27 protein-coding genes, 1 riboswitch and 1 other annotated feature are annotated in these 22,617 nt (G+C 45.9%); of the genes, 5 read left to right on the top strand and 22 right to left on the bottom strand.

Annotated elements, in window-relative coordinates:
• Positions 1-148 precede the first annotated feature (148 nt).
• Both BTA30_RS16265 and BTA30_RS16260 read left to right on the top strand, forming a co-directional pair.
• On the top strand, positions 149-463 hold the full coding sequence (locus BTA30_RS16265) for a DUF5082 domain-containing protein (protein WP_076762351.1): 315 nt from the start codon (positions 149-151) through the stop codon (positions 461-463).
• The gene (locus tag BTA30_RS16260; RefSeq protein ID WP_076762350.1) at positions 460-1,203 is read left to right on the top strand and encodes a hypothetical protein; all 744 of its coding nucleotides are present in this window, start codon (positions 460-462) and stop codon (positions 1,201-1,203) included. The genes BTA30_RS16265 and BTA30_RS16260 overlap by 4 nt, the downstream gene beginning before the upstream one ends.
• Before the next feature lie 62 nt (positions 1,204-1,265).
• On the opposite strand, the gene BTA30_RS16255 is transcribed toward BTA30_RS16260, so the two are convergent.
• The gene (locus tag BTA30_RS16255; protein WP_076762349.1) at positions 1,266-1,898 is read right to left on the bottom strand and encodes a histidine phosphatase family protein; all 633 of its coding nucleotides are present in this window, start codon (positions 1,896-1,898) and stop codon (positions 1,266-1,268) included.
• Between the two features lie 148 nt (positions 1,899-2,046).
• Between BTA30_RS16255 and guaD the strand changes: the two genes are divergently transcribed.
• On the top strand, positions 2,047-2,517 hold the full coding sequence (guaD, locus tag BTA30_RS16250) for a guanine deaminase (RefSeq protein WP_076762348.1): 471 nt from the start codon (positions 2,047-2,049) through the stop codon (positions 2,515-2,517).
• Between the two features lie 58 nt (positions 2,518-2,575).
• Here guaD and BTA30_RS16245 read toward each other — a convergent pair whose 3' ends face one another.
• Positions 2,576-3,226, bottom strand: a complete 651-nt coding sequence (locus tag BTA30_RS16245; RefSeq protein WP_076762347.1) for a hypothetical protein — start codon at positions 3,224-3,226, stop codon at positions 2,576-2,578.
• Positions 3,227-3,320: 94 nt separating this feature from the next.
• On the bottom strand, positions 3,321-3,734 hold the full coding sequence (gene ohrB, locus BTA30_RS16240) for an organic hydroperoxide resistance protein OhrB (RefSeq protein ID WP_076762346.1): 414 nt from the start codon (positions 3,732-3,734) through the stop codon (positions 3,321-3,323).
• A gap of 174 nt (positions 3,735-3,908) precedes the next feature.
• On the opposite strand from ohrB, the gene BTA30_RS16235 reads away from it, so the two are divergent.
• A complete protein-coding gene (locus tag BTA30_RS16235) occupies positions 3,909-4,355 on the top strand; it encodes a MarR family winged helix-turn-helix transcriptional regulator (RefSeq protein WP_076762345.1) in 447 nt (148 codons plus the stop codon).
• 58 nt (positions 4,356-4,413) lie between these two features.
• Here BTA30_RS16235 and BTA30_RS16230 read toward each other — a convergent pair whose 3' ends face one another.
• The 13 genes from BTA30_RS16230 to BTA30_RS16170 all read right to left on the bottom strand — a co-directional run bounded on the left by BTA30_RS16230 (position 4,414) and on the right by BTA30_RS16170 (position 14,781).
• Positions 4,414-4,839 (bottom strand): organic hydroperoxide resistance protein, encoded by a 426-nt coding sequence (locus tag BTA30_RS16230; RefSeq protein ID WP_076762344.1) that lies wholly within the window; start codon positions 4,837-4,839, stop codon positions 4,414-4,416.
• Between the two features lie 107 nt (positions 4,840-4,946).
• A complete protein-coding gene (locus BTA30_RS16225) occupies positions 4,947-6,194 on the bottom strand; it encodes a glutamate-5-semialdehyde dehydrogenase (RefSeq protein WP_076762343.1) in 1,248 nt (415 codons plus the stop codon).
• Positions 6,195-6,208: 14 nt separating this feature from the next.
• A complete protein-coding gene (gene proB / locus BTA30_RS16220; RefSeq protein ID WP_076762372.1) occupies positions 6,209-7,306 on the bottom strand; it encodes a glutamate 5-kinase in 1,098 nt (365 codons plus the stop codon).
• 60 nt (positions 7,307-7,366) lie between these two features.
• Positions 7,367-7,582: a binding site (T-box leader), on the bottom strand.
• 66 nt (positions 7,583-7,648) lie between these two features.
• Entirely contained in the window at positions 7,649-8,551 is a 903-nt protein-coding gene (gene purU, locus BTA30_RS16215) for a formyltetrahydrofolate deformylase (protein ID WP_076762342.1), read from the bottom strand.
• A gap of 117 nt (positions 8,552-8,668) precedes the next feature.
• On the bottom strand, positions 8,669-8,983 hold the full coding sequence (locus BTA30_RS16210; RefSeq protein ID WP_076762341.1) for a DMT family transporter: 315 nt from the start codon (positions 8,981-8,983) through the stop codon (positions 8,669-8,671).
• Entirely contained in the window at positions 8,983-9,312 is a 330-nt protein-coding gene (locus BTA30_RS16205; protein WP_076762340.1) for a DMT family transporter, read from the bottom strand. Before BTA30_RS16205 ends, BTA30_RS16210 begins: the two co-directional genes overlap by 1 nt.
• Positions 9,313-9,371: 59 nt before the next feature.
• Positions 9,372-9,471: riboswitch (guanidine-I (ykkC/yxkD leader) on the bottom strand.
• A gap of 47 nt (positions 9,472-9,518) precedes the next feature.
• Entirely contained in the window at positions 9,519-10,040 is a 522-nt protein-coding gene (locus BTA30_RS16200) for a DinB family protein (RefSeq protein WP_076762339.1), read from the bottom strand.
• A 4-nt stretch (positions 10,041-10,044) separates the two neighbouring features.
• Positions 10,045-10,542 carry a small multi-drug export protein gene (locus BTA30_RS16195; protein ID WP_076762338.1) on the bottom strand — a complete coding sequence of 166 codons (498 nt, stop codon included), beginning with the start codon at positions 10,540-10,542 and terminating at the stop codon, positions 10,045-10,047.
• Between the two features lie 79 nt (positions 10,543-10,621).
• The gene (locus tag BTA30_RS16190; protein ID WP_076762337.1) at positions 10,622-11,371 is read right to left on the bottom strand and encodes an HAAS domain-containing protein; all 750 of its coding nucleotides are present in this window, start codon (positions 11,369-11,371) and stop codon (positions 10,622-10,624) included.
• Positions 11,372-11,376: 5 nt separating this feature from the next.
• Positions 11,377-11,709 (bottom strand): PadR family transcriptional regulator, encoded by a 333-nt coding sequence (locus BTA30_RS16185; RefSeq protein WP_076762336.1) that lies wholly within the window; start codon positions 11,707-11,709, stop codon positions 11,377-11,379.
• 119 nt (positions 11,710-11,828) lie between these two features.
• A complete protein-coding gene (locus BTA30_RS16180) occupies positions 11,829-13,136 on the bottom strand; it encodes a pectate lyase family protein (protein ID WP_076762335.1) in 1,308 nt (435 codons plus the stop codon).
• 257 nt (positions 13,137-13,393) lie between these two features.
• Positions 13,394-14,131: a DUF421 domain-containing protein gene (locus tag BTA30_RS16175; RefSeq protein WP_076762334.1), complete on the bottom strand. Its 738-nt coding sequence runs from the start codon at positions 14,129-14,131 to the stop codon at positions 13,394-13,396.
• A 131-nt stretch (positions 14,132-14,262) separates the two neighbouring features.
• Positions 14,263-14,781 (bottom strand): acyl-CoA thioesterase, encoded by a 519-nt coding sequence (locus BTA30_RS16170; protein WP_076762333.1) that lies wholly within the window; start codon positions 14,779-14,781, stop codon positions 14,263-14,265.
• Between the two features lie 187 nt (positions 14,782-14,968).
• Between BTA30_RS16170 and BTA30_RS16165 the strand changes: the two genes are divergently transcribed.
• Positions 14,969-15,835, top strand: a complete 867-nt coding sequence (locus BTA30_RS16165) for a dimethylarginine dimethylaminohydrolase family protein (RefSeq protein ID WP_076762332.1) — start codon at positions 14,969-14,971, stop codon at positions 15,833-15,835.
• Between the two features lie 81 nt (positions 15,836-15,916).
• Here the strand turns inward: BTA30_RS16165 and BTA30_RS16160 are convergent, their stop codons facing one another.
• The 6 genes from BTA30_RS16160 to BTA30_RS16135 form a co-directional block, all read right to left on the bottom strand.
• Positions 15,917-16,930, bottom strand: a complete 1,014-nt coding sequence (locus BTA30_RS16160; RefSeq protein ID WP_094777346.1) for an ABC transporter ATP-binding protein — start codon at positions 16,928-16,930, stop codon at positions 15,917-15,919.
• Between the two features lie 21 nt (positions 16,931-16,951).
• Positions 16,952-17,839 carry a C40 family peptidase gene (locus BTA30_RS16155; protein WP_076762331.1) on the bottom strand — a complete coding sequence of 296 codons (888 nt, stop codon included), beginning with the start codon at positions 17,837-17,839 and terminating at the stop codon, positions 16,952-16,954.
• Positions 17,836-18,933, bottom strand: a complete 1,098-nt coding sequence (locus BTA30_RS16150; RefSeq protein WP_076762330.1) for a mandelate racemase/muconate lactonizing enzyme family protein — start codon at positions 18,931-18,933, stop codon at positions 17,836-17,838. Before BTA30_RS16150 ends, BTA30_RS16155 begins: the two co-directional genes overlap by 4 nt.
• Before the next feature lie 19 nt (positions 18,934-18,952).
• Positions 18,953-19,876 carry a S66 peptidase family protein gene (locus BTA30_RS16145; RefSeq protein ID WP_076762370.1) on the bottom strand — a complete coding sequence of 308 codons (924 nt, stop codon included), beginning with the start codon at positions 19,874-19,876 and terminating at the stop codon, positions 18,953-18,955.
• Positions 19,877-19,965: 89 nt separating this feature from the next.
• Positions 19,966-21,588, bottom strand: coding sequence for a peptide ABC transporter substrate-binding protein (locus tag BTA30_RS16140; RefSeq protein WP_076762329.1), 1,623 nt, complete (start codon positions 21,586-21,588; stop codon positions 19,966-19,968).
• A gap of 30 nt (positions 21,589-21,618) precedes the next feature.
• The gene (locus BTA30_RS16135) at positions 21,619-22,617 is read right to left on the bottom strand and encodes an ABC transporter ATP-binding protein (protein ID WP_076762328.1); all 999 of its coding nucleotides are present in this window, start codon (positions 22,615-22,617) and stop codon (positions 21,619-21,621) included.

The following is a 22,617-nucleotide window of genomic DNA, read 5'->3' as shown; positions in this document are numbered from 1 at the left end:
GCCGCCCTGTTTAGATCAAAAGAACCATTATCCAAAGTCTGTTCAGCGAAAAAACATTAAGACTTTTGATTCATTCGTACGATTTTCTTCCGGATTCTTTTCTTTTAACATATTCATAGTAGATGATGGAAGGGAAGGAAAATATGTAGTGATTGACGATGGAAATGCCCAAGAACGGGAATTAAGAAGAAAAGCATACCAAGAAGACATTCATTCTCTTCAACATTATGTGAGAGATTTGAATTCTGCCATAGCTGAGCTGAGACAGGAAAGCTCCTGCATTCTCAAAGCTCATCAAATGTATATCAATGGCTGGCGGGGGCAGGCACGGAAAATGTATGATGCACTTTTGGATGATCTTGACCGCGCGGAATCTCGTGTGTATGACAAGCTGAGAATCATTAAACAGCAAGCCGCCGAGGAGATCGAACGGCTTCAGCTGGAAGCCGAGAAGCTGATATGAGCATTCGACTGAATGTAAATGATTTACATGCTCTCACCCGCCAATTTCGCCATTCTCATCAGAAAATCAGTGATCTGATGCATCTTTTGCATCGTCACCTTCATGTCCTGCTCTCAAGTGTGAAAGCAGCGAAAACAAGTGATATCGATCAGGCTCAAACCGAAATGGAATATGAACTGAAAGGATTTTTGCATACGCTTGATGACCTGGAGCATTTGCTCCGCTATACTGAAACCCATATGAAAAAAACAGATCAAATGCTTGCCGACCGGCTTTTTCAGAATGGAGGGCACCTTGCCGGCTACCCGCCCATCATGTCGTTTTTGGCGGCTTCCAAAAGCTCCGCTGACGGCTTCAAAATGACGGCGTCGCTTTTGTCTGAACCGCTGATTTTAATGAAACAATTGAAAGAAAACGGGCTGTCAGGCCTGTTCACGGGAAACAGGACGGCCTTATATATCCAGTTTGATGATCATGGAAAAGAGCGGCTGTGGTCTGTACGGCGCCTGTTAAGCCGCAACATCGCGGGGAACCTTTGCCTTTTGGCTTATCAGCAGGTTGCAAAAGGCCCTCTCTCCTATACGGCTTTCACGTTTGCCAAAAAAGCTGCCGTAACGGCCCTGTCCGATCTAAAAACCGTATGTCTTCACGAAAACCAAAAAAACGCCGCCGCCATCCTGGCAAGCTTCAGCGAAAAAGCAAAACAGGAGCAGAATGGCGTCAATCATCCCCATACATAATAAAAGCCTGACCCTGGGGTCAGGCTTTATGTCTTTATCCATCCACAGGAGCAAGTACAGCACTACCAAATGACATTCGTCTGTTTGATTCGATGCTCCCCGTCTCCTTCTTTTAAAATGACTGCACTTCCTTCTTCAGATATGCTGACAACTGCAAGCGCTGTATCATGGACATAGCTTGAGTTCCATAATTCACGAATCGGCCGCTTCTTAACAATATTCAAGAGCATCAAGATAAAAACAGAATGGCTGACAAGGAGAACATTCCCTTCCTTGTGCTTCTGGAGAATGAGGGTAAGCGCTTGTCTGACCCGCCTTTCAAAGTCCTGAAAACTCTCCCCTCCATTCGGCATGTACTGTTCAGGCGTTTGAAAATAGGCTTCCAGCATGGCAGGATCATGTTGTTTGATTTCGTCATATGTTTTTCCTTCCCAAGAGCCTAGGCCGATTTCTTTAAAGATATCGTCTTGAACGAAGGAAATGGAGCGGCCCTTTAGAATCGCCCGGGCAGAATCAACGGCGCGCCCGCTTGTGCTGACATAAGCCGCTTGAAATTGAACATCTTTCAGCTTTTCGCCGAGCGCCTTCGCATTTGCTAAACCGAGCGCTGTTAGATCGGAATTCTCCCAGCCTTGCATTCTCTTTTCAATATTCCACTCCGTCTGGCCGTGTCTTGCAATGTACAAGGTAAGCAAACAATCCTCTCCCGTCCTTATGATTCTAGCATTTATTGTATTCGATCAACGTCTTCGGATCAAATATAAAGAATATTCTGAACAATGTTTGTTTTACGGGAACCATCAGCTATAATAAAAAGGCAAGACAACCAAGGAGGATACAGACATGAATCACGAAACATTCTTACAGCGCGCAATCGACCTTGCAGTTGAAAGCGTGAAATCAGGAACAGGGGGGCCTTTTGGCGCTGTGATTGTCAAGGACGGCAAAATCATTGCCGAAGGAAAAAACAATGTGACAACCAGCAATGATCCAACTGCACATGCAGAAGTGACAGCCATTCGGCTTGCCTGTGAAGCACTTGGCGATTACCAGCTTGACGACTGCATTTTGTATACAAGCTGTGAACCTTGTCCGATGTGTTTAGGGGCGATATACTGGGCGAGGCCGAAAGAAGTATATTTTGCCGCAAAGCATTCTGATGCAGCATCAGCAGGCTTTGACGATACTTTTATTTATGAAGAAATCATGAAAAAACGAAGCGAACGAAACATTCCTTTTTATAAAATGGAGCTTCAGGATAAACTGGAGCCTTTCCTCACGTGGGAAAACACGGATAATAAAATAGAGTATTGATAAAGGAGCTTCCTTTTTTCGGGAAGCTCCTTTCAATTTACAAAGTTTCCGATACCGATCATTCTTTATACCAATCAAGTTTTTGATCTTCGGCTTCAAAATCCAGACTTTCCACTTTCCCATCCTTTTGGATCTCAAGCCTTACGGTTCTGCCTTTCAATTTTTCGGGCGCCTCGGCTATATCTCTTTCATAACCGGATGCTTTCTGATACGTTTTATCCCCCGCTTCGGTTTGGATCGTTACATCATGATCAGACTCACTGACAAGCGTTCCGATGACCTTTTGGCCGCCGTCAGCCTCCCGCTCATAGACGCCGTTTTCGTCAGCTTTCGCCTGGGGCATCAGCTCTGCCTCTTCCGCTTCCTGCGTCTTTCCGTCCACTTCTACTTGAATAAGCTTCCCTATTAAATCATCGTGATCTTCTTCACTTTTAAAATGCTTGCTTTTTGGAATAATCAATTCCCGATCTTTGATCTTGAGTGTCATTTGGTCATCTTCAGCATGAATAAGCTTTCCTATAAGATCAAAATCGTCTTCTGTACGGCTGTCTTGATCAAGAGAGTATTTTCTCAAATCAACTTTTTTGCGATCCGCTGTTTCTGCTGTTTTTTGATTCCCGCCATCCTCCTGTGCACCGCTTCCACAGGCTGTGATCATCGAGAACACAGCCAGACCGCAGAGCACGATCGCTGTTTTGAAATGTTTCATATGCTGCTCCTTTCAGGGCTTTGTTTTTTGCTGTCTCGTTTTAAAAAAGAAAGCAAACAAGCTTTTGTTTGCTTTCTCGGAATTAAGCTCGGGTTTATTTTACTTCAAGATCGACATCTATATTTCCTCTCGTCGCTTTGGAATATGGGCAAAAATCATGCGCGGCCTTGACAAGTTCCAGCGCCTTTTCTTTTTCAAGCCCGCCTGTGGAGACGAGCAGCTGAACGCCAAGCTTAAAGCCGCCGTCATTTTCATCTTTCAACAAACTGACGCGTCCTTCCACCTCAGAGTCAATCTCGATCCCTTGTTCTTTGGCGACATGCTCCAAAGCTCCGCCGAAGCATGCCGCATATCCTGCGGCAAACAGCTGTTCAGGATTTGTTCCCGATTCGCCCCCTGTTTTTTCATTCGGCATGACAATGTTGTGATCGAGCACACCGTCATCTGATTTAACATGTCCGCTTCTTCCGCCTTTTGCCGTTACTTTCGCTGTGAATAATGCAGTCATCATTTTTTCCTCCTTACGTTTTTTCCTTATTCTTTATATTTCACAAAATAAGCATTTTAAACATCGGCTTATGCATTTTAAGAAAACCCTTGCCCATTGTTTTTGTGCAAAGAATAGGAAAAGGGGAAAAAATCTTATACAATAAAAAAGAACAAAAAAAGAGTTGGTGAACTGATGGCAAATGAATTTGAACATATGAAGCTTGAACGGCAGCTGTGTTTTCTGCTTTATGCAAGCTCGCGCGAAATGACGAAACTGTACAAGCCGCTGCTTGACGAATTGAATATTACGTACCCCCAGTACCTAGCACTTCTTTTATTATGGGAACACGGAGAATTGAGCGTGAAAAAAATGGGGAAGCTCCTTTATCTCGATTCAGGAACGCTGACCCCGATGCTGAAAAGAATGGAACAGGGCGGACTGCTTACAAGAGAGCGGTCTCCTGAAGATGAACGGTCTGTGGTCGTGAAGCTTTCAGCAAGCGGCAAGTCGCTTCAACAAAAAGCAAGCCGCATTCCCGCTGATATGCTGAAGCAGACAGACTTGACGGATGAAGAGCTAAAAGATTTAAAACACTCGCTCCATTCTCTCCTTGCATCATTGACGAAAGAAAACAGCTGAACTGCGCAGTTCTTTAAAGAAATCAAGGCGCCTTCAATTGATATGAAGGCGCCTCTTTTTATGAAATGACTTCAAGACTCACGTCTAGATTACCGGAAATTGCTTTTGAATACGGGCAGACTGTGTGTGCTTTGTGAACGAGTTTTTCCAATTCGGCTTTTTCAATATCTGTGCCCTTCACTTGAAGTGCGACGCCAAGCTCATATCCCCCGTCAGCTTCATCTTTTAGAAGGCTCACATTTGCCGTTACCTCTGTTTCAATATGAAGGCGTGCTTTTTTGGCGGTCAATTGCAACGCACTGTCAAAGCATGCCGCATATCCTGCCGCAAACAGCTGTTCAGGATTGGTCGTTTTTTCTTGTTCTTTTGCTTTCGGTGTTCCTGGCATAGCAAGCTCCAATGCCAATACGCGATCTGAAGAGGTCACTTGTCCGTCTCTGCCTCCTTTGGCGGTTGCTTGAGCGGTAAGAAGCGGTTTAGTCATGATCATTCTCCTTTATTTTTAATTGTGCACAATTAAATTTTATACAAAATAAATAAATGTTGCAACAAAAAAACATCCTGCCCTTCTATAGGCAGGATGTCCGCTTTTCAACTGCGAATTTGTCCGTTCCCTTTAATGATGTATTTTGAGGAAGTCAGCGCCTCAAGACCCATCGGGCCTCTGGCGTGAAGCTTTTGCGTGCTGATGCCGATTTCGGCTCCGTATCCAAATTCAAACCCGTCGGTAAACCGGGTGGAAGCATTATGGTAAACCGCAGCCGCATCTACAGATGTTAAGAAAAAGCGGGCGTTTTCCTCATTTTCGGTCAGAATCGCTTCTGAATGCCTTGTTCCGTATCGGTGGATATGGCGGATTGCTTCATCAAGACTCTTGACGGTTTTAATGCTGATGAGAGGGGCTAAAAACTCTGTCTCCCAGTCAAGCTCTTCAGCAGGCTCCGCTGAAGGAAGCAGCTCGCAAACCGTCTGGTCTCCTTTGATTTTGACGCCTGCCTCCTCAAGCTTTTGAAGGAGATCTTTCGTATGCTGATCCGCCCAGTTTTCATGAATGAGCACCGTTTCGATCGCGTTGCAGACTGACGGCCGCTGTGTCTTCGCATTGATGACAACCTGCTGCGCCATAGCGGACTGTGCCGATTCATCAATAAAGAGATGGCAGTTCCCCGCTCCTGTCTCAAGCACCGGAACCGTCGATTCCCGGACAACCATATTGATGAGGTTTTTTCCGCCCCTTGGAATTAACACATCCAAACCATCATTTAAAGTAAACAGCTGTTTAGCCGTTTCTTTGCTCGTATCTTCGATCAGCTGGACGGCATCCTTTGGCAGCACCGAATTGTCCAGCGCTGCACGAATCACGCGGACGAGCGCTTTATTGCTGTTGATCGCAGATGAACTGCCGCGGAGCACACAAGCGTTTCCCGTTTTCAAACAAAGTGTGGCAGCATCAACCGTTACATTCGGACGAGCCTCATAGATCATCCCGACAACACCGAGCGGCACACGAACTTTTTCGATCAAAAGTCCGTTTTCTTTGCGAATGGTTTCAAGGCTGTCTCCCACGGGATCATTAAGCTTGATGAGAAGAGTGATGGCATCTGCGATATCATTCAGCCTTTCAGGACTTAAGGAAAGCCGGTCCAACAGCGCGGGTGAAAACCCCTTTTCTTTGCCCATTTCAATGTCTTTGCGGTTTTCCTCCAATATATCATCTTGATGGGAACGAAGCGCTTCGGCAATCAAGGAAAGCGCCTCGTTTTTATTTTCCGTCGTTTGGTGAACAAACTCTTCTTTTGCGGCATTCGCCTTTTTTGCTTTTTCAATCACTTCACTCATTATTGTTCAGCCCCTTATTCTTTTATGCTAATCCAGTCGTTTCGATGGATAACTTCAATTCCTTTTTCATAATGAAACTCATCACTTCGTTTTCCTTTCACCTGGAGAAGCTCTCGAGCGGAATAAAGCGTCTGGCCCTTCCCGGCCAATCCATTCGGACCGTACACTTCAACGACTGCATCCTTTGAAAAGTCCCCGCGTACATCCGTCACTCCCGCCGGCAGCAGGCTGCTTCCGTTCTCCGTAATCGCCAGTTCCGCTCCTTCATCAACGATGATTTTTCCTGAAACAGGCGAATGAAAGGCGATCCACTGCCTGTGATTATTGACAGAAGACAGGTCAGACTGGCCGATATATGTTCCGTCACCGTTCCCCTTTAATATCTGTATCAGCTTGTCTTCACCCGCTCCTGTACCGATGAAAACATTGACGCCTAACGAAAGAGCGGTTTTTGAAGCTAAAAGCTTTGATTTCATTCCGCCCGTTCCGACTTTTGAGCCGATGGAAGTCGCATAGTTTAAAAGATCGTCTGTTATTTCAGCGATATAATCAAAGCGCCGGGCATCCGGATGTTCAGCGGGATTCGCATCATAAAGGCCGTTAATGTCCGTTAAAATGATTAATTTGTCAGCATGTATCAATCCGCTCACTAAGGCGGAGAGCATATCATTATCACCGAATGTCAATTCTTCAACAGAAACCGAATCGTTTTCATTAATAATGGGAACAAGTCCTCTTTCAATCAATTCCGTGACGGTCGCATATGCATTTCGATACCGTTCTCTTTTGGCAAAGTCATTTCTAGTCAATAAGATTTGCGCAGGTATTAAATCGTGTTCTGCAAAATGCTGAATATATTGCTGCATTAAAAGGCTTTGTCCGACGGCAGCCGCAGCCTGTTTTCCTTTTAATGTGACCGGCCTTGCGGGATAGCCGAGCTGAAAAAAGCCGGCGGCGACAGCGCCGGAAGAAATAAAAATCACGTCGTGGCCTTCTTTTTTCAAAGCGGCAATCGCCCGGACATGGTCATTGACTTTTGCCTCGTCAATGCCGCCTTTTGAGTCCGTTAATGAACTGCTTCCGATTTTAATGACAATCCGTTGTTTTTTCACGTTTTTCCCCTCCGAGATGATCAGGCAGAAGCCAATAAAAAAAGCCCTTTTCGTCAAATAGAAAAGGACGAAAAGGGCTTTCCGCGGTACCACCTTCATTGAATGCGCAAAAAAAAGCACATTCCGCTTTCCCTGTAACGCAGGGTATGCGCCTAGGTTTTCCCCCTAAGACTCTGAGGCAGGTTCGGCAGGTTTCTTGTGGTGAAATGTTTCAGCATGCCATTTCACTCTCTTTCACAGAAAGATCTGCTTACTGGTCCTCTTCAACGCTCGCTGATTTTTTATTATTATGCCTAGGAAAAACACCGCTGTCAAGCACTTTTCTTTGATCGGCAGCAATTTTTAATTGAAGACGATGGTCTTGTTTTCATGCACGATAATCCGGTCTTCCAGATGCCATTTGACCGCTCTTGCAAGAACGCTTCTTTCAATCGTCCGGCCGATGTTTTTCAACGCCTCCACATGATCTCTGTGGTCAACGCGTTCAATGTCCTGCTCGATAATCGGACCTTCATCCAGTTCATTTGTTACATAGTGAGATGTCGCCCCGATCAATTTGACGCCTCTTTCGTATGCGCGCTTATATGGGTTGGCTCCGATAAATGCAGGCAGAAACGAGTGGTGGATATTGATGATTTTGTGCGGGTGCGCCGCAACAAAGTCAGGCGTTAAAATCTGCATATAGCGGGCAAGGACGATGACATCTACGCGATATTCTTCAAGCCACTCAAGCTGCTGTTTTTCAACTTCTTTGCGGATGTCTTTGTTTGCTTTCAAATAGAGAAACGGGATGTTCAGCGATTCAACGATTTCTCTGGCGTCTTCATGATTGCTGATAACCGCAGCAATTTCCGCCATCAAATTGCCGCTCTGCCATTCCCACAACAGCTCATGCAGACAGTGCAGTTCTTTTGAAACGAAGATGGCGACCCGTTTTAATTCACTTGCAGGTGTGATGCTCCACGTCATTTGGAAAGACTCCGCGACAGACGCGAATGTTTCTTTCATCTGTCCGATTTTTTCACGAATTCCTGCAGCTTCGAACTCGATTCTGAGAAAGAACCGGCCTCCTTCAGGATCTGTTGTATACTGGCTGGATTCAATAATGTTCGCGCCACTTTCAAATAAAAACGCGGAAACGGCTGCGACAATTCCCGGCTGATCCGGACAGCTGACGAGCAGTCGAGCCTTTTCATTATTGATGTCCTGATATTGCTTTAACTGTTGTTTCATATATGCTTTCATTTCGTAAAAACCCTCTTTGCTTGTAATTCGTAAACTATCTCTTCATTATACTTGAGTTCATTGAAAAATCAATTTGTGTACACCTATTTTATCAAAGACGGACGGGAGACCTTCCATTCAGCTCAGCAGCTTTAATCCGACGGCAGATCCCAATATAAGCGCGATAAAAAAGATGCGTTTTCCGTCTTTTGGTTCTTCGTAAAAAAGAATGCCGATAAGCGCGCCGCCGACGGTGCCGATTCCGGTCCATACCGCATAGGCCGTCCCCATCGGCAAAGCTTCCATGGCAAGGGAAAGCAAGAAAAATGAAGCGGCAAACCCAGCCATCAGCAAAAAGATCCATTTCAGCCGCTTATCTTTATGAAATTGGTTCATCATCGTCACACCGAGCATTTCCAGCAATCCGGCGGCAATTAAATAGATCCATTCCATTATGAAGCCTCCCCTTTCTCCTCATTTGTCACAAGCTTCAGTCCGATCACACCGGACAGCAAAACGCCAATCAGCACAAGCTTGGCAATATCTGCCGGTTCATGAAACAAAATGATTTCGCACAGAACCGTGCCCGCTGTACCGAGGCCGGTAAACACGGCATAAACGGTGCCGACCGGGAGCTTCTCGCCCGCTTTCACCAATATATAGAAGCTGGCCGCGACGGCAATCGCCGTTCCGATCCATTCAATAGCTGAATCGGCGTGTTTCAGCCCCATCACCCAAAAAATTTCAAACAAGGCTGCGAGTACAACACTGCCCCATCTCATATGCATTCCCTCCATTCATTTTCAGCCACAGAAAAAACCCGGGTTATCGATGGCAACGATACTCCCGGGCTTTTGTCCCTCCGTGTGCATATGAACTTCATATGTGTTTTCTCTCGGACCAGACCACATCCAATGCGCGGAACCCTAGAAAACTTTAACGATATGAAATTTGTTAACTAATATTATATCAAATTTTATGCAAAATATCAACTATCCTGTTTGCGGAATTCTTTGAGCAATGCCTGAATATGCGCCTGATGATAGCGGTTATGGTCTGACATATGCCAAATCCCCCAGCGGATTGTCGCAGTACCGTCTTCATACGGAACCTTCTTCAGCAAGTCGGTTTCCGAAAGCTTTTTAACGGTATGTTTCAAGAGCTCCAGCACATTGTCATAAAGTTCGATTAAAACGGAAAGAGGCACCCCTTTCACTTCAGGCAGAAGTCCGTCTTCATCCGTCATCGGCCCGTAGCTTTCTTCGAGTTCTCTTGGAAACTCTTCTTCTTTCAGCCTGTAAACCCAGCGAATGTCCACATTGATTAAATGATAGATCAGCTGCGCGATGCTGTTTTCACTGCCATACTCGCCTTTATACTCGAGCGCCTCTTGGCTGACGCCGGAGACGATCGACTTCAGGCGCTCGATATTTTCGTTGACCGCTGAAAAAAGAACAGCGACGGCAGGCGCCATTTCTTCATCGGTATGCAGATCTTTAACAAATGACATCCCTTCACTCCTCTTGTTTAAAGATATTTTTCAGGACTCCTTCATGCTCAGGAGCGAGAAAGCTGAATCCATAATAGGCGGCGATCGCGGATGCCGTCGTCCACAAAGCAAGACTTCCCGTCATCCACCAGGCGGTTCTCCTCCGTCCTGCCCCAAATCCCATGCACATAAAAGCGGTCAGGTGGGAGCCGATAAAAAAAGGGCCGATGAAGGAGAGGCCTGGCAGTCCATAAGTGTGCCAAATCTTCTTTGCCCTGCTTTTCCGCTTTGACAGCTTATCTTTCTGCACACTCTCCTTTCTTCTTCCGTTCAGCCACCGCTTCACTTTGTCAATCAACACAATGAGCATCAAAACGGTCAACAGATTTCCAAACAGAGCGATGACAGCGGAGGGAACGGGTTTGAGCCCGGCAATAATCGCCAGCGGAACGACTCCGATCACCTCAAACCAGGGAATCGCCGCTAAAATAAAGACGAGAATGTATCCCCATAAAATGTCCATTTATCAGTCACCTTTCATATTTTGATAGATTCAAACTGCTAAAAAAGCTCCTTTTAAAAATTTAAAGATTTCCGGTATTTCATTCATATTCAGCCGTTTTTTTGGAACGCTTGGCTTCAAAGGCCATAAGTACAATCAAGCCGATATAAGGGATATACGCTTCTGCAATCCCCCATGCCTCCGAATCCCATCCAAGGACTTGAAACATGACATGAACGCCGGCCAAAAGAACAGGCAGTGCGGCCAAAACTTTTACTTTCGCCCAGAAAGAAACAAGAACAATGCAGATGAAAGAAAGCCCCATAATCAGCCAGCGTCCCGCCCCGTCAATCGACAGAACCGGGGTGCCATATACGCGGTCGGCAAAGATGATGGCCAAGATGGAAGAAAACATAAAGATGGAGTAAATCGACATATACAAAACAGCGGTTTTCTTTGCTTTAAATGCTGAAATCCGGCCTAAAAAAGAAGTCAAAACAGCTCCCAGCAAAAGATAAATCGGATAGCCCGCCAGCACATAAAGCGAATATTCGAGGCTGTCATGAACAGCATCATTGAAAATAAAATAAGATACAGCGCCAAGAAAAATGATAAACACGATCTGCGCAATCTCCATCGGTCTTGATGAAAGCTCTTTTGAAATCTCTTGAACATATGCCTTTGGAGAGTCTCCGAAAATTTGCCGAACACTTTTTCCGTCCCTTTCGCCTTCCTCGGCATGAACCGTCAATTCATCCATGATCCCTTCAATTTCCCTGTCGCTTTTTCCTGCGGACATTAAGTATATTCTCATATCGTCTAAAACTTGCTGCATATCTTTAGACAGCACATGCTTCACTCCTCATCAACTGTTTTATCGAGCAATGCGTCTACGCTTTCAGACAACGTTTTCCACCGCGTAATGAAGGTGTGAAGCTCTTCTTCACCGCGGGGGGCAAGCGTATAATATTTTCTCTTCGGCCCGTTCGGCGACGCCTTCAGCTCTGTATTGACCCATTTCTCCTTTTGCATGCGCAAAAGTATCGGATATATGCTCCCTTCGCTAATATCCGAAAAACCGTATTTCGCAAGCACCTTTGTCATTTCATAGCCATAGATCTCCCCTTCCGAGATGACGGCCAGCAGACATCCTTCTAAGATTCCCTTCAGCATTTGTGTCGAACTCATCACAATCTCCTTCTTTCATTATCTTGCAATACAAGATACCTGAATCGTACCACACACTATTTTGCATTGCAAGATACCCAAAATAAAAAAACGGACATGCAAGCATGTCCGCCTTCCAGCTATTGCAATTTTCCCGCGCCGGCCTGTTCTTCGACAATTTCCGGAACATCTTCTGCGTCATCGATTTTTTCATACAGCTTAGGCGTCCAGCCCACTGATTTATTTATCGACGCATTTTTTTCTTTATTATATGTGCTGACAACATCAATCTTTGACACGCTTTGTTGATCATTCACCAGTGTGTCTTTTTCATATAATGCGTCACCTTTAAAGACTTTCATCAATTTGTAAGTCTTCGTTTCTTCCGGGAGATCAAAGTAATTGTCTTCAGCATAAATTTTTGAAGAATACCCTACACCCCATGAATAGTTGTAGCTTTCTTTCGTGCTTTTAAAATAGTTATTGTAAATGTGCACTTTGCCGTAACGTACACGCGGAGCGCGCTCCTTAATATTTTCGTACATATTATGGTGGAATGTCACTCTCAGATGCCCGTTGTCGGCTTTATAACTGTCGCTTGATCCGACAATCGTGTTTTTAGAGTGGCCTGAAAATACATTATAGGAAACAGTGATGAAGTCGGACTGCTTTTTAATATCCAGCAATCCGTCATGATGCTGGAATTCGCGTCCGAAATAAGTCTCGGTCTTTTCATCAGACTCGCTTCCGTCATTGAATGTGCAATGGTCGATCCAGATATGCTTAGATGATTCAATTAAGAGATTATCAAATTCCGAATTCCAGTTTCCGCTGCTTCCATCGGTCGGATCCCAGCCTGGGAAGAAATCGTAGGCATTTTCAAATTCGATGTTGCGGATAATGACATTTTCGGCGCCTTTGATATATAGACCGCCGCCGACGATTTTCGCATCTTCTCCAGCTCCAATGATGGTCGTATTTGAACCGACTCTAATGATCACGCGCTCTTTCTCGTTCTTTTCAGACCGGAGTCTTGCTTCTTCAAGCTTTCCTGACGGCTCTTTTTTTCCCCATTTCTTTGGATCATAAGTTTTTAAATACTTCTCAATGCTGTATTCAGAATCTTTATAGTTATCATAGCCTAAAGGCTTGTTTTTATCATCAACGCTAAGATCAATCGTTCCCTTCACATAGATGATTTTCGGCGTCTCATTGGTGCTGTTTTTGCTGTTATTTCCTCCCAATGCTTCAACAAGCTGCTTACGGTTTTCAGCTGTATAGACGTGGTCAGAGGAAGCGTCGGCTCCTCCGGTTGTTCCTTCTCCATAAGCGCCCCAGCCGTCTTTTGAGCCCAGGGTTTCACGTCCGTAGTCTTTCGCTTGGACGGACAAAGAAGAGCTGAGCAGCAGCATGGCAGACAGCATCATGAATCCAAAAAACTTTTTCATTATACTTGCTCCTTCTATCAAAATTTTTTCACAAAAACTAATATATTCTATTAAAATACAAAAAACAACATATTTTCCTCCTATCTTTTTTGTCATACTTCTGTCGATCAATGACATATTCCCCATCAAACACGAGGCATAACTTCCCGATAAACGGAGGTGAAGTGGCTGAAAACAAAGGATGAGGAAGAAGGGTAATATCGGATAAAATTGTCCGAAATAATAAAATAAAAAAAATCGCCTATTCGGCGATAGTTTTACTTGTCCCGGCCGGGTTTATAAAGATAAGGGCTGTTCGATAACGGAGCGCCGGTTTTTTCCATATCAATCATGAGTTCATTGTTTTCGTTTAAGGTTCCAAGTGTAACGGATGACAACTTAGCTTGCGATACTCCTTTTTCATCCAATTTTTCGAACAGCCATTCTTTCGTTCTTTTCAAATATTTTAAATTGTGTTCGATGATTTCACCGTCTAAAATCAGGGGAATCGGTACGAAGTTTCGTTCAGTCCTGATATTTAAATCACGCGGCTGAACCGGCCTCGCTTCAGATTTTGGGATGACGCTGATTTGACCTGATTCTTCGATCAATGCAAGATCGATGTCACTGGGATCGGCATATCCTTTTTCGCGCAGCTTGCCGAGCAGTTCATTAACGGTAAGCCGCTCCTTTTTCAAGCCCTTTTCATCAATATCCCCGTTTCTGATCAGAACGGTCGGGCTGACAACAAGAAACCACCTCCATTTATTGTGCAGTGACAGCTTTTCAACAGCCAAATAAAAGATAAGAAAAGTAAGTGCGTAATAAATGGACATCGAAATTTTAGAAGTAAGAATCGGTTCGCTGATAATCGTTCCGATGGCGAAGGTCAGCAAAAGATCAAAATTCGTCATTTGGGAAACGGCTTTCTTTCCTGCTATCCGAAAAAGAATATAGGCAATGGTGAACACTAAAGCCGGCTTGATCAAAAATATCCAAAAATGCCCAAAATTCATATTACATTTCTTCTTCCCTTTTTTGTCATTTCTTTTATGTTCAACTTTATTTGCGTGATATATTCAAAAAGCTGCTGAAACCGCAGTCCCTAGATAAGAGGGATGAGTTACAGCAGCTTACATTCAAATGTTTACCAAGGCTTGTCTACGGCAAGCGCCTGGGCAAGTGCTTTACTGTGTTTTCGATGACTTTTGCGTTCTTCCGCGCGCTGTTGGGCTGTTTGATGAAGCATGATTTCTTCTTCCGTCTCCGGCTCAACTTGCGGAACAGCCTGAGGATTTCCGTCTTTGTCAAGGGCCACGAATGTTAAAAAGGATGTGGCGGCAAGCTTTCGTTCGCCTGATAGTAAATGTTCTTTAATCACCTTCACAAATACCTCCATCGATGTTCTCCCGACCCAAGTCACATAAGATTCGAGGCAAACGGAATCTTCCTGGCGGATCGGCTCGAGAAAATCGACGGAATCCATTGAAGCTGTAACCGTTTCACACCTGGAATGGCGCGCCGCAGAAATCGAAGCAATATCGTCAATATAGCTCATCAGCTTTCCGCCGAACAAGGTGTTGTGATTGTTTGTATCGAGCGGAAATACGCGGCTTGTTTTGACAACTTTTGATTCCCGGCAGTATCTTTTTTCTGGTCCCTTCATATCCATTACTCCTTTGATGTCTGTGTCCTGTGTTTGTAAAGTGGAATTTTCTTTATTAAACACTATTAGAATTCATTTGTCTAAAGTTTTTTATCCGGATCACTTGTGAGATTTTCTTGCTAAAACGTTTATTTCCTTTGCTGGGAAGGGAATAATGAAAATATTAAAGAGAGACGGGAGAGAGAACATGGATTCAGCCGTACCGAAAAAAGACCATAAAGCAAACTGTACGAGCGAATATGACATTTTAGAAAAAGTTGTGCTATGCAGGCCGGAGTATATGGAAATTGCAGAAGTCATCAATGAAACGCAAAAATACTTCCATAAAGAAAATATCGATAAAACACTTGCTGTCCGCCAGCATGAAACACTGATTCAAGAACTGGAAAAACAACATGTTGAAGTGGTGCTGCTGCCGCCGTTGAGCCAATTTCCAGAGCAAGTATTCACCCGGGATATCGGGTTTATCGTCGGCGAAACCGTTTTTTCCTCTCGGCTATCAGCAGATATCCGCCAAGGCGAAGAAAATGTTCTGCAGGAATGGCTAGCAAAGGAAAGCATCACCTGCACCACCTTTAATCAGGGATATAAGATTGAAGGCGGGGACATTCTTATTGACCAAAACACGGTTTATGCCGGAATCAGCCATAGGACAACGTTTTCAGCGGTTCAAGAGCTGAAGCGACAGCTTCCTTCATATGAAGTGATTCCTGTGCCGTTTGAAGAAACATTTCTCCATTTGGATTGCGTCTTTAATATACTTTCTCCAACCGAAGCGCTCGTCTACCCAAAAGCCTTGGGAGAAAAAGAGTATCAGATGCTCAGCAAGCGCTACGATATGATTGAAATAACTGACGATGAACAGTTCACTCTCGGAACGAATGTGCTGTCCATCGGTCATAAAACCGTGATCAGCCTTCCCGATAATCAAGATGTCAACAAACAGCTCAGGAGACGAGGCTATACAGTCATTGAAATCGACCTGTCAGAGATTATAAAATCCGGCGGCTCTTTTAGATGCTGTGCAATGCCGATTGTCAGGAGCTGCAGGTGAGGGAGCCCGATAAGGCTCCTTTTTTATGTGAAATCAGACGGCCGATATCTTCCTTTATTCTTTCACACCACGGGTCGCGTTTTATCTGGCCTGCAGCGTCACCTTCATGCCGTCCGCTTCTTTCCCCACGTCTCCGTCATATAAATGACAGGCGACGAAATGGCCTTTGTCCGCTTCTTTTAACTCAGGCTTTTGCGCCGCGCAAATGTCCATGGCGGCCGGGCATCTCGTTCTGAAGACACAGCCGCTCGGCGGGTCGATCGGACTCGGAAGCTCGCCTTTTAAAATGATTCGCTTCCGTTTGTCTTCGATGTCGGGATCGGGAATCGGAATGGCCGATAAAAGGGCTTGCGTATACGGATGAAGCGGCTCTTTATAGAGCCGGGCGCTGTCTGTGATTTCAGCCATGTGTCCGAGGTACATGACGCCGATGCGGTCGCTGATATGCTTGACCATTGAGAGATCGTGGGCGATAAACAAAAAGGTGAGCCCTTTTTCTTTTTGCAATGTTTTCAGGAGATTAACGACTTGAGCCTGTACGGATACGTCAAGGGCTGAAATCGGCTCGTCCGCGATGATGAACTCCGGTTCAAGCGTGAGCGCCCTGGCAATGCCGATCCGCTGCCTTTGGCCGCCGCTGAATTCGTGCGGATAGCGATTGGCAAAACTCCTGTGCAAGCCGACTGCTTCCAAAAGCTCGTCCGCTTTTTCGAGACGCGCTCTTCTTCCCCCGTACAGATCGTGGATTTCCATCGGCTCCAGCATGATGTCCCTGACCGTTAGCCTCGGATTTAATGAAGCGTACGGGTCCTGAAAAATCATTTGGATTTTGCGTTTGTACTGAAACGCCTCTCTGTCATTCAAGTTGTGAATGTTGATCCCCCGGTATGTCACCTCACCTTCAGTCGGTTCGTAAAGGTGCATCAATACGCGGCCGGTTGTCGATTTACCGCACCCTGATTCACCGACAAGCCCGAATGTTTCCCCTTCTTTTATGTGAAAAGAAATGCCGTCAACCGCTTTAACTGTTTTGCCTTTTCCGACGTCAAAATGCATTTTCAGCCGGCTGACTTTTAATAAAGTGTCTCTGTTCAAGCCGATCTCCCCCGTTTTTGGTTAAAAGTAGCGCCTTATTGCGCACAATTCTTTTTCATATATCGTGTCTTTGAGAGATATGATTTCAATTGATTTTCCTGTTTTCGGAGAGTGCAGCATTTGGCCGTTTCCGCAGTAAATGCCGACATGGTGAACCCGTCCTTTGCCTTCTTCATATGCAAAAAACAGCAAATCCCCCTGCTCGGGACTGCTGAAGGAAATTTCTTTTCCTCCTTGCGCCTGGTCACCGGCATCCCGCGGCGCGTGATATCCGTTTGCTTTCAGCATATTGAAGGCAAAGCCTGAACAGTCATAGCCGAACCCGCTCATTCCTCCCCAAAGATACGGCAGGTTTAAGAAAGTTTTTCCTGTTTGAACAATGTCTTTTCCGGAGCCTTTGGCGCTTGCCGAGATTCTCGCATCTTCTTTTTTCAGCCATTTGCGGCCGAGTGGTGTAGCGACTTCAAACCAGGCTCTGTCTTCGGATAACATCGAAAGCTTTGTGAGAAAGCTCAATTCGAACTCTTTTGTTTTTTCTTCGTCATATAAAAAAGCTGTCGGTTTTTGAATGACGGCGAATGCTTCCGTCTGCGGTTCATGTGTTCTTGCCAGACAGTTTTTTGGAATCCAGCCCGGATAACCGCGCTTATCTTTTGCAGACGGCTGCCCGGGAATGACGACAGAGGCCCAGCCATCCTTTTCATCAAGCACCACTACTTTTTCGCCGAATAACACTTGTGTTTGAATAAGATTTTCCGTACAGAGCTCAAGACGGTCCTCATATGTTAACGAGTCAAGCCAGCTTCTGATTCGAACAGGCTGTGACAGCATCATTTCATCAACCTTGCGCGGCGCTCCCCGATGCGTCCAGACATTAGCCACTGATACAGCGGCTGTATAAACATTCACCCGTCATCCCCCCTTAACATTTTGATATGGTCAATCCCAAGTCCCGGAGCATCAGGCAATGTCATTTTTCTGCCTTCATAGCTGATACCGCCTTCAACGATATCTTCTTTCAGCATAAGCGGGGCATCAAAGTCACATCTTGTTACATTTTTTTGGCTTGCAGCAAAATGGGCTGCTGCTGTAATGCCGAGCCTCGTTTCGATCATGCTTCCGGTCATGCATTCCACCCCGCAGGCTTCTGCAATGGCATTGATCTTCAGCGCCTGCCGGATGCCGCCCGCTTTCATCAGCTTAATATTGATGAGATCAGCGCTTCTTGTTTTAAGCACTTGAAAAGCCTCTTCTGGGGTAAAGACGCTTTCGTCCGCCATAATCGGTGTATCTACTGCATCTGTTACTTGTTTTAAGCCTTCAAGATCATGCTTAGGGACAGGCTGTTCAACAAGCTCAATATCAAGGCCCTCATCCTCCATTTTCCGAATGGCTCTGACGGCCTGCTTTGCCGTCCAGCCTTGATTGGCATCAAGCCGAATTCGAATGTCGTTCCCCGCTTGTTTGCGGACTTCGCGGATGCGGACGAGATCTGTATGAATGTCGTCTTTTCCAACCTTTATTTTTAAAATACGAAACCCTTCTTTGATATAGCGGGCGGCATCTTCCGCCATTTCTTCAGGTGGATTGACGCTGACGGTAAAGTCCGTCTCAATTTCCCGCCTGTAACCTCCTAAAAATTGATACAAGGGCAGCCCGCACATCTGCGCTAAACAATCGTAAACGGCCATTTCTACAGCTGCCTTTGCGCTTGTATTGCCGATCATCAGCTTTTCGATGTCATGAAAAATCGCTTCCGCCCTTAATAAACTGCGGCCGATCAGCGCCGGGGCGAGCACCTCTTTGATCGCACCTTCGATACTGTCAAGGGTTTCACCGGTGATGACGGCGGTCGGGGGCGCTTCCCCCCAGCCCGCCGCCGCGTTCTCAGCCGACATTTTGACAATGACGGCCTCCAGTGTATGTACAGTTCTAAGCGCGGTTTTAAAAGGTTTTTTTAATGGAACAGCGATACGGTATGTGTTGATATCGGTAATTTTCATGCCGGCCTCCTTTTATGTTTCAAGAAATACCCGGTTCGATCGTCAGCTGTTTTTGATCGGCATCCAATACGGCTTCCGCTCCGAGCGGCACAGCGATGTTCGGTGATGAATGGCCGATTTTAAAGCCCGACAGCGACGGTTTTCCCTCAGAAACGATGTAGTCTTGGAAAATGTTTTGCAGTGTCAGTGATTCTTCGCGTTTTTTCGGTGTGCAATTGTGGAAATCACAAACCAGAATCCCGGCCGCCTCAGAAAATTTCCCGGCCATTTTCAGATGATTAAGCATCCGGTCAATTCGGTAAGGCTCCTCATCGACATCTTCAATCAATAACAGCTTCCCTCTCGTATCAATTTCAAACGGCGTACCGAGCGTTGTCACCAGGATGGCGAGATTTCCGCCGGTCAGCTCCCCTTTCACTTTTCCTTCCACAACCGTCTCTAAAGGCGTGATCTCATCTGTAAGGGTGAGCGTCATCTGTTGAAACAGCTGCTGAAAAGAGTATTTTGTCAGCGGGTGGACATCATCCCGTCCGATATCAGAGCTGAGCATTGGTCCGTGAAAGGTGATGAGACCGGTGTTCTGCCGGATGGCTGTATGTAAAAACGTAATATCTGAGTAGCCCCAGAATATTTTCGGGTTGTTTTTCAGCATCCGATAATCGATTTGCTGGGCGATTCTTGCCGTGCCATATCCTCCGCACGCGCAGATCACCGCTTTAATAGAAGGATCTTCAAACATATCATGCAAATCGCGCAGACGGTCTTCATCCTTTCCGGCCAAATAGCCGTGTTTTTTTGCAACGGCACGGCCCATTTTGACATGGAGCCCCAGGTTTTTTAAAAACCGGACGGCTGCATCAAGCTTCCCGGGATCAGGCGGACTGGCGGGTGCGATCACTCCGACCGCATCTCCTCTTTTTAATCCTTGAGGCGCAATTTTCAACACAGATTACCCCCTTTTGTGAAAAATCCGCCCGGCTCTTGTGCTAAAAGGTGCACAGAAGACCACAGGCGGACAAGGTTTCTTGCAGATTATTGCTTCTCGGCCCATTTCAACTCGATATAGCCGACCGGGTGGCGGATAATGCCTTTTACATTCTCCTTTTCCAAATGGACTTGATTATAGAAGTGGACCGGAATGATCGGCATTCCTGCAAATAACAGCTTTTCAGCCTGATGCATCAGCTCATGCCGTTTTTCTTCATCAGCTTCATTTTTCGCCGCATTGATCAGCTGATCATACTCTTTGCTGCTCCACCCGGTTCTGTTCATCGAATTATCGGTTTGAAAGCTTTCCAGAAAGTTGATTGGGTCTGCGTAATCCGGCAAAAAAGAACTTTGGGAAAATTGAAATTTCAGCGCCTTTTGCTGTTCAAGAAATGTGTTCCACTCCATATTTGCGAGTTTCACATTGACGTCAAGCGTACTTTTCAGCTTTTGCTGAATCGCTTCTGCCATTTTTTTATGCTCAGGCTTTGTGCTGTATGTCAATGTAACCGCAGGAAGCTTTTGATAATTTTCTTCCTTCATGCCTTTTTCCAACAGTTTTTTTGCTTCATCTGCATCGTATTTAACCAAATCGCCGCCTTCCTCGCGAAAGTCCTTGCCGTTCGGCCCCTTCATCCCGGGAGAAACAAAGCCATGCGCAGCTTTTTCCCCGTTTTTCGTGACATAATCAACGATTTCCTCCTGGTCAACGGCCATCGCGAACGCTGTTCTGATCTTTTCATTTTGGAACGGCTCCATATTGACATTGAACCTATAAAAATAAATCCCTGCCTGCTCGAAGACTTTCACCTGATCAGAGCCCATCAGCTTCTCGCTCATTTCTGCCGGTACATAGGATGTATCAAGCTCATTCGACTGGAACATTTGATAGTCGGTATTTCTGTCATCGACCATCGCCCATGTGACTTGATCAAGCTTTACAGTATCCTGATCCCAATACGTACCGCTTTTTTCCATTGTCAGGCTTTCATCATGCTTCCACTCTGTCAGCTTAAACGGTCCGTTCCCGACAAAAGTCTCGGCTTCCTCATGCCATTTTGGATTTTCTTCGGCGACTTTTTGATTGACAGGAAAGAACGCCGGATTGGCCACAATGTTTAAAAACGCTTTTTGCGGGCTTGTCAATGTGACTTTAAGTGTTTTTTCATCCAATGCTTCAACTTTCACATCATCTTTTGTGCCTTTTCCGCTGTTAAACGCTTCACCGCCCTCGATAACATAGCCTAAGAATGCGGCGGACGAACCTGTTTTCGGATCAAGCAGCCGCTTCCACGCATATTCGAAATCACCCGCTGTCAACGGGTCTTCATTGGACCATTTCGCTTGCTCGCGAATTGTAAAAGTATATGTTTTCCCATCTTCAGAAATGTCCCATTTTTCCGCTGAAGCCGCCAGAGGCTCATGGTCTGAGCCAAGCCTTGTCAATCCCTCCATCAAGTTGTTGAGCGCCTGCCATGACACATTATTAAAGCCGATTGGCGGATCGAATGAAGTCGGTTCATTTTCATTATTCAGCCTCAGTATTTGTTCTTTTTCTGCTTCTTTCCCCTTCTTTTCCGCTTCCTGTCCAGCCTGTTCATTTGCCGTGCATCCGAACAGCATCACGAAAAGCACCGCGATGACCAAAGTACGCCACAACCTTTTCATCAAATCCCCCCATTTCATATGATCCAACACTTATATCGATAATACAGTCCGCTTTGCCCGATCATCCTGAAGCCAACAGCACACATCATGCCCCGCTGAGACTTCCGTTTTCACAGGATACAGCCTTTCACACACCTCCATTGCAAATGAACAGCGGGCTGTAAACGGACAGCCTGCGGGAGGTGAAAACAAATCCGGCGGCGTCCCGTCAATCGGGACAAGCTCCGCTTCTTCAAGATCAAGCCTTGGAACGGATTTCAGCAGCCCCTTTGTGTACGGATGCTGAGGATGATAAAAAATGTCTTTCCGCGGTCCCGCCTCCGCGATTTTTCCGGCGTACATCACCGCGATTCTGTCGGCCGTCTGTGCGACGACCCCTAAATCATGGGTAATTAAAATAATCGAGACTCCGGTTTTTCGCTGAATATCCTTAAACAGCTCAAGGATCTGCGCTTGAATGGTGACATCAAGCGCTGTTGTCGGTTCGTCGGCAATCAGGACCTCCGGTTCGCAGATCAGCGCCATCGCAATAACGATCCGCTGTCTCATCCCGCCGCTGAATTGATGCGGATACTGCCTCAAACGCTCTCTCGGATTCGGGATGCCGACGAGCTCAAGCATGGAAAGCACGGCTTTTTCCGCCGCATCCTTGGAGATCGTCCGATGCTCCAGCAGCGCTTCTCTCAGCTGATCGCCGACGGTTAAAGTCGGATTCAGCGCAGTCATCGGATCTTGAAAAATCATCGAGATCTCGGCGCCGCGGATCGACCTCATCTCCTTTTCAGTCAAATGGCGCATATCCTTTCCTTTAAAGCGGATCGAACCGTCTGTAATGGTTGCGGAAAACTTCGGAAGCAGCTTCATGATGCTTTGTGAAGTCACGCTTTTTCCGCAGCCTGACTCGCCGACAATCGCAAATGTTTCCCCTTCATATAAATCAAAACTGACGCCGCGGACGGCTTTGACGGTCCCTCCGTATGTCGCAAATGAAACATGCAGATTCTCGACTTCCAGTACTTTTTTTCGCAA

The sequence above is a fragment of the Bacillus swezeyi genome, assembly GCF_001969815.1.
GTDB lineage: Bacteria > Bacillota > Bacilli > Bacillales > Bacillaceae > Bacillus > Bacillus swezeyi.
This window is presented reverse-complemented; position numbering and strand designations above follow the sequence as displayed.

What these genes read in the sequence shown, in the direction of transcription:
- ohrB (WP_076762346.1), bottom strand. Translation starts at nt 3,734, where the DNA reads ATGACTGCATTATTCACAGCGAAAGTAACGGCAAAAGGCGGAAGAAGC.
- purU (WP_076762342.1), bottom strand. Translation starts at nt 8,551, where the DNA reads ATGAAAGCATATATGAAACAACAGTTAAAGCAATATCAGGACATCAAT.
- BTA30_RS16150 (WP_076762330.1), bottom strand. Translation starts at nt 18,933, where the DNA reads ATGAAAATTACCGATATCAACACATACCGTATCGCTGTTCCATTAAAA.
- BTA30_RS16210 (WP_076762341.1), bottom strand. Translation starts at nt 8,983, where the DNA reads ATGGAATGGATCTATTTAATTGCCGCCGGATTGCTGGAAATGCTCGGT.
- BTA30_RS16205 (WP_076762340.1), bottom strand. Translation starts at nt 9,312, where the DNA reads ATGAGATGGGGCAGTGTTGTACTCGCAGCCTTGTTTGAAATTTTTTGG.
- BTA30_RS16185 (WP_076762336.1), bottom strand. Translation starts at nt 11,709, where the DNA reads ATGAGTTCGACACAAATGCTGAAGGGAATCTTAGAAGGATGTCTGCTG.
- BTA30_RS16165 (WP_076762332.1), top strand. Translation starts at nt 14,969, where the DNA reads ATGGATTCAGCCGTACCGAAAAAAGACCATAAAGCAAACTGTACGAGC.
- BTA30_RS16170 (WP_076762333.1), bottom strand. Translation starts at nt 14,781, where the DNA reads ATGAAGGGACCAGAAAAAAGATACTGCCGGGAATCAAAAGTTGTCAAA.
- BTA30_RS16225 (WP_076762343.1), bottom strand. Translation starts at nt 6,194, where the DNA reads ATGAGTGAAGTGATTGAAAAAGCAAAAAAGGCGAATGCCGCAAAAGAA.
- BTA30_RS16175 (WP_076762334.1), bottom strand. Translation starts at nt 14,131, where the DNA reads ATGAATTTTGGGCATTTTTGGATATTTTTGATCAAGCCGGCTTTAGTG.
- BTA30_RS16245 (WP_076762347.1), bottom strand. Translation starts at nt 3,226, where the DNA reads ATGAAACATTTCAAAACAGCGATCGTGCTCTGCGGTCTGGCTGTGTTC.
- BTA30_RS16235 (WP_076762345.1), top strand. Translation starts at nt 3,909, where the DNA reads ATGGCAAATGAATTTGAACATATGAAGCTTGAACGGCAGCTGTGTTTT.
- BTA30_RS16140 (WP_076762329.1), bottom strand. Translation starts at nt 21,588, where the DNA reads ATGAAAAGGTTGTGGCGTACTTTGGTCATCGCGGTGCTTTTCGTGATG.
- BTA30_RS16200 (WP_076762339.1), bottom strand. Translation starts at nt 10,040, where the DNA reads ATGTCATTTGTTAAAGATCTGCATACCGATGAAGAAATGGCGCCTGCC.
- BTA30_RS16260 (WP_076762350.1), top strand. Translation starts at nt 460, where the DNA reads ATGAGCATTCGACTGAATGTAAATGATTTACATGCTCTCACCCGCCAA.
- BTA30_RS16230 (WP_076762344.1), bottom strand. Translation starts at nt 4,839, where the DNA reads ATGACTAAACCGCTTCTTACCGCTCAAGCAACCGCCAAAGGAGGCAGA.
- guaD (WP_076762348.1), top strand. Translation starts at nt 2,047, where the DNA reads ATGAATCACGAAACATTCTTACAGCGCGCAATCGACCTTGCAGTTGAA.
- BTA30_RS16180 (WP_076762335.1), bottom strand. Translation starts at nt 13,136, where the DNA reads ATGAAAAAGTTTTTTGGATTCATGATGCTGTCTGCCATGCTGCTGCTC.
- BTA30_RS16195 (WP_076762338.1), bottom strand. Translation starts at nt 10,542, where the DNA reads ATGGACATTTTATGGGGATACATTCTCGTCTTTATTTTAGCGGCGATT.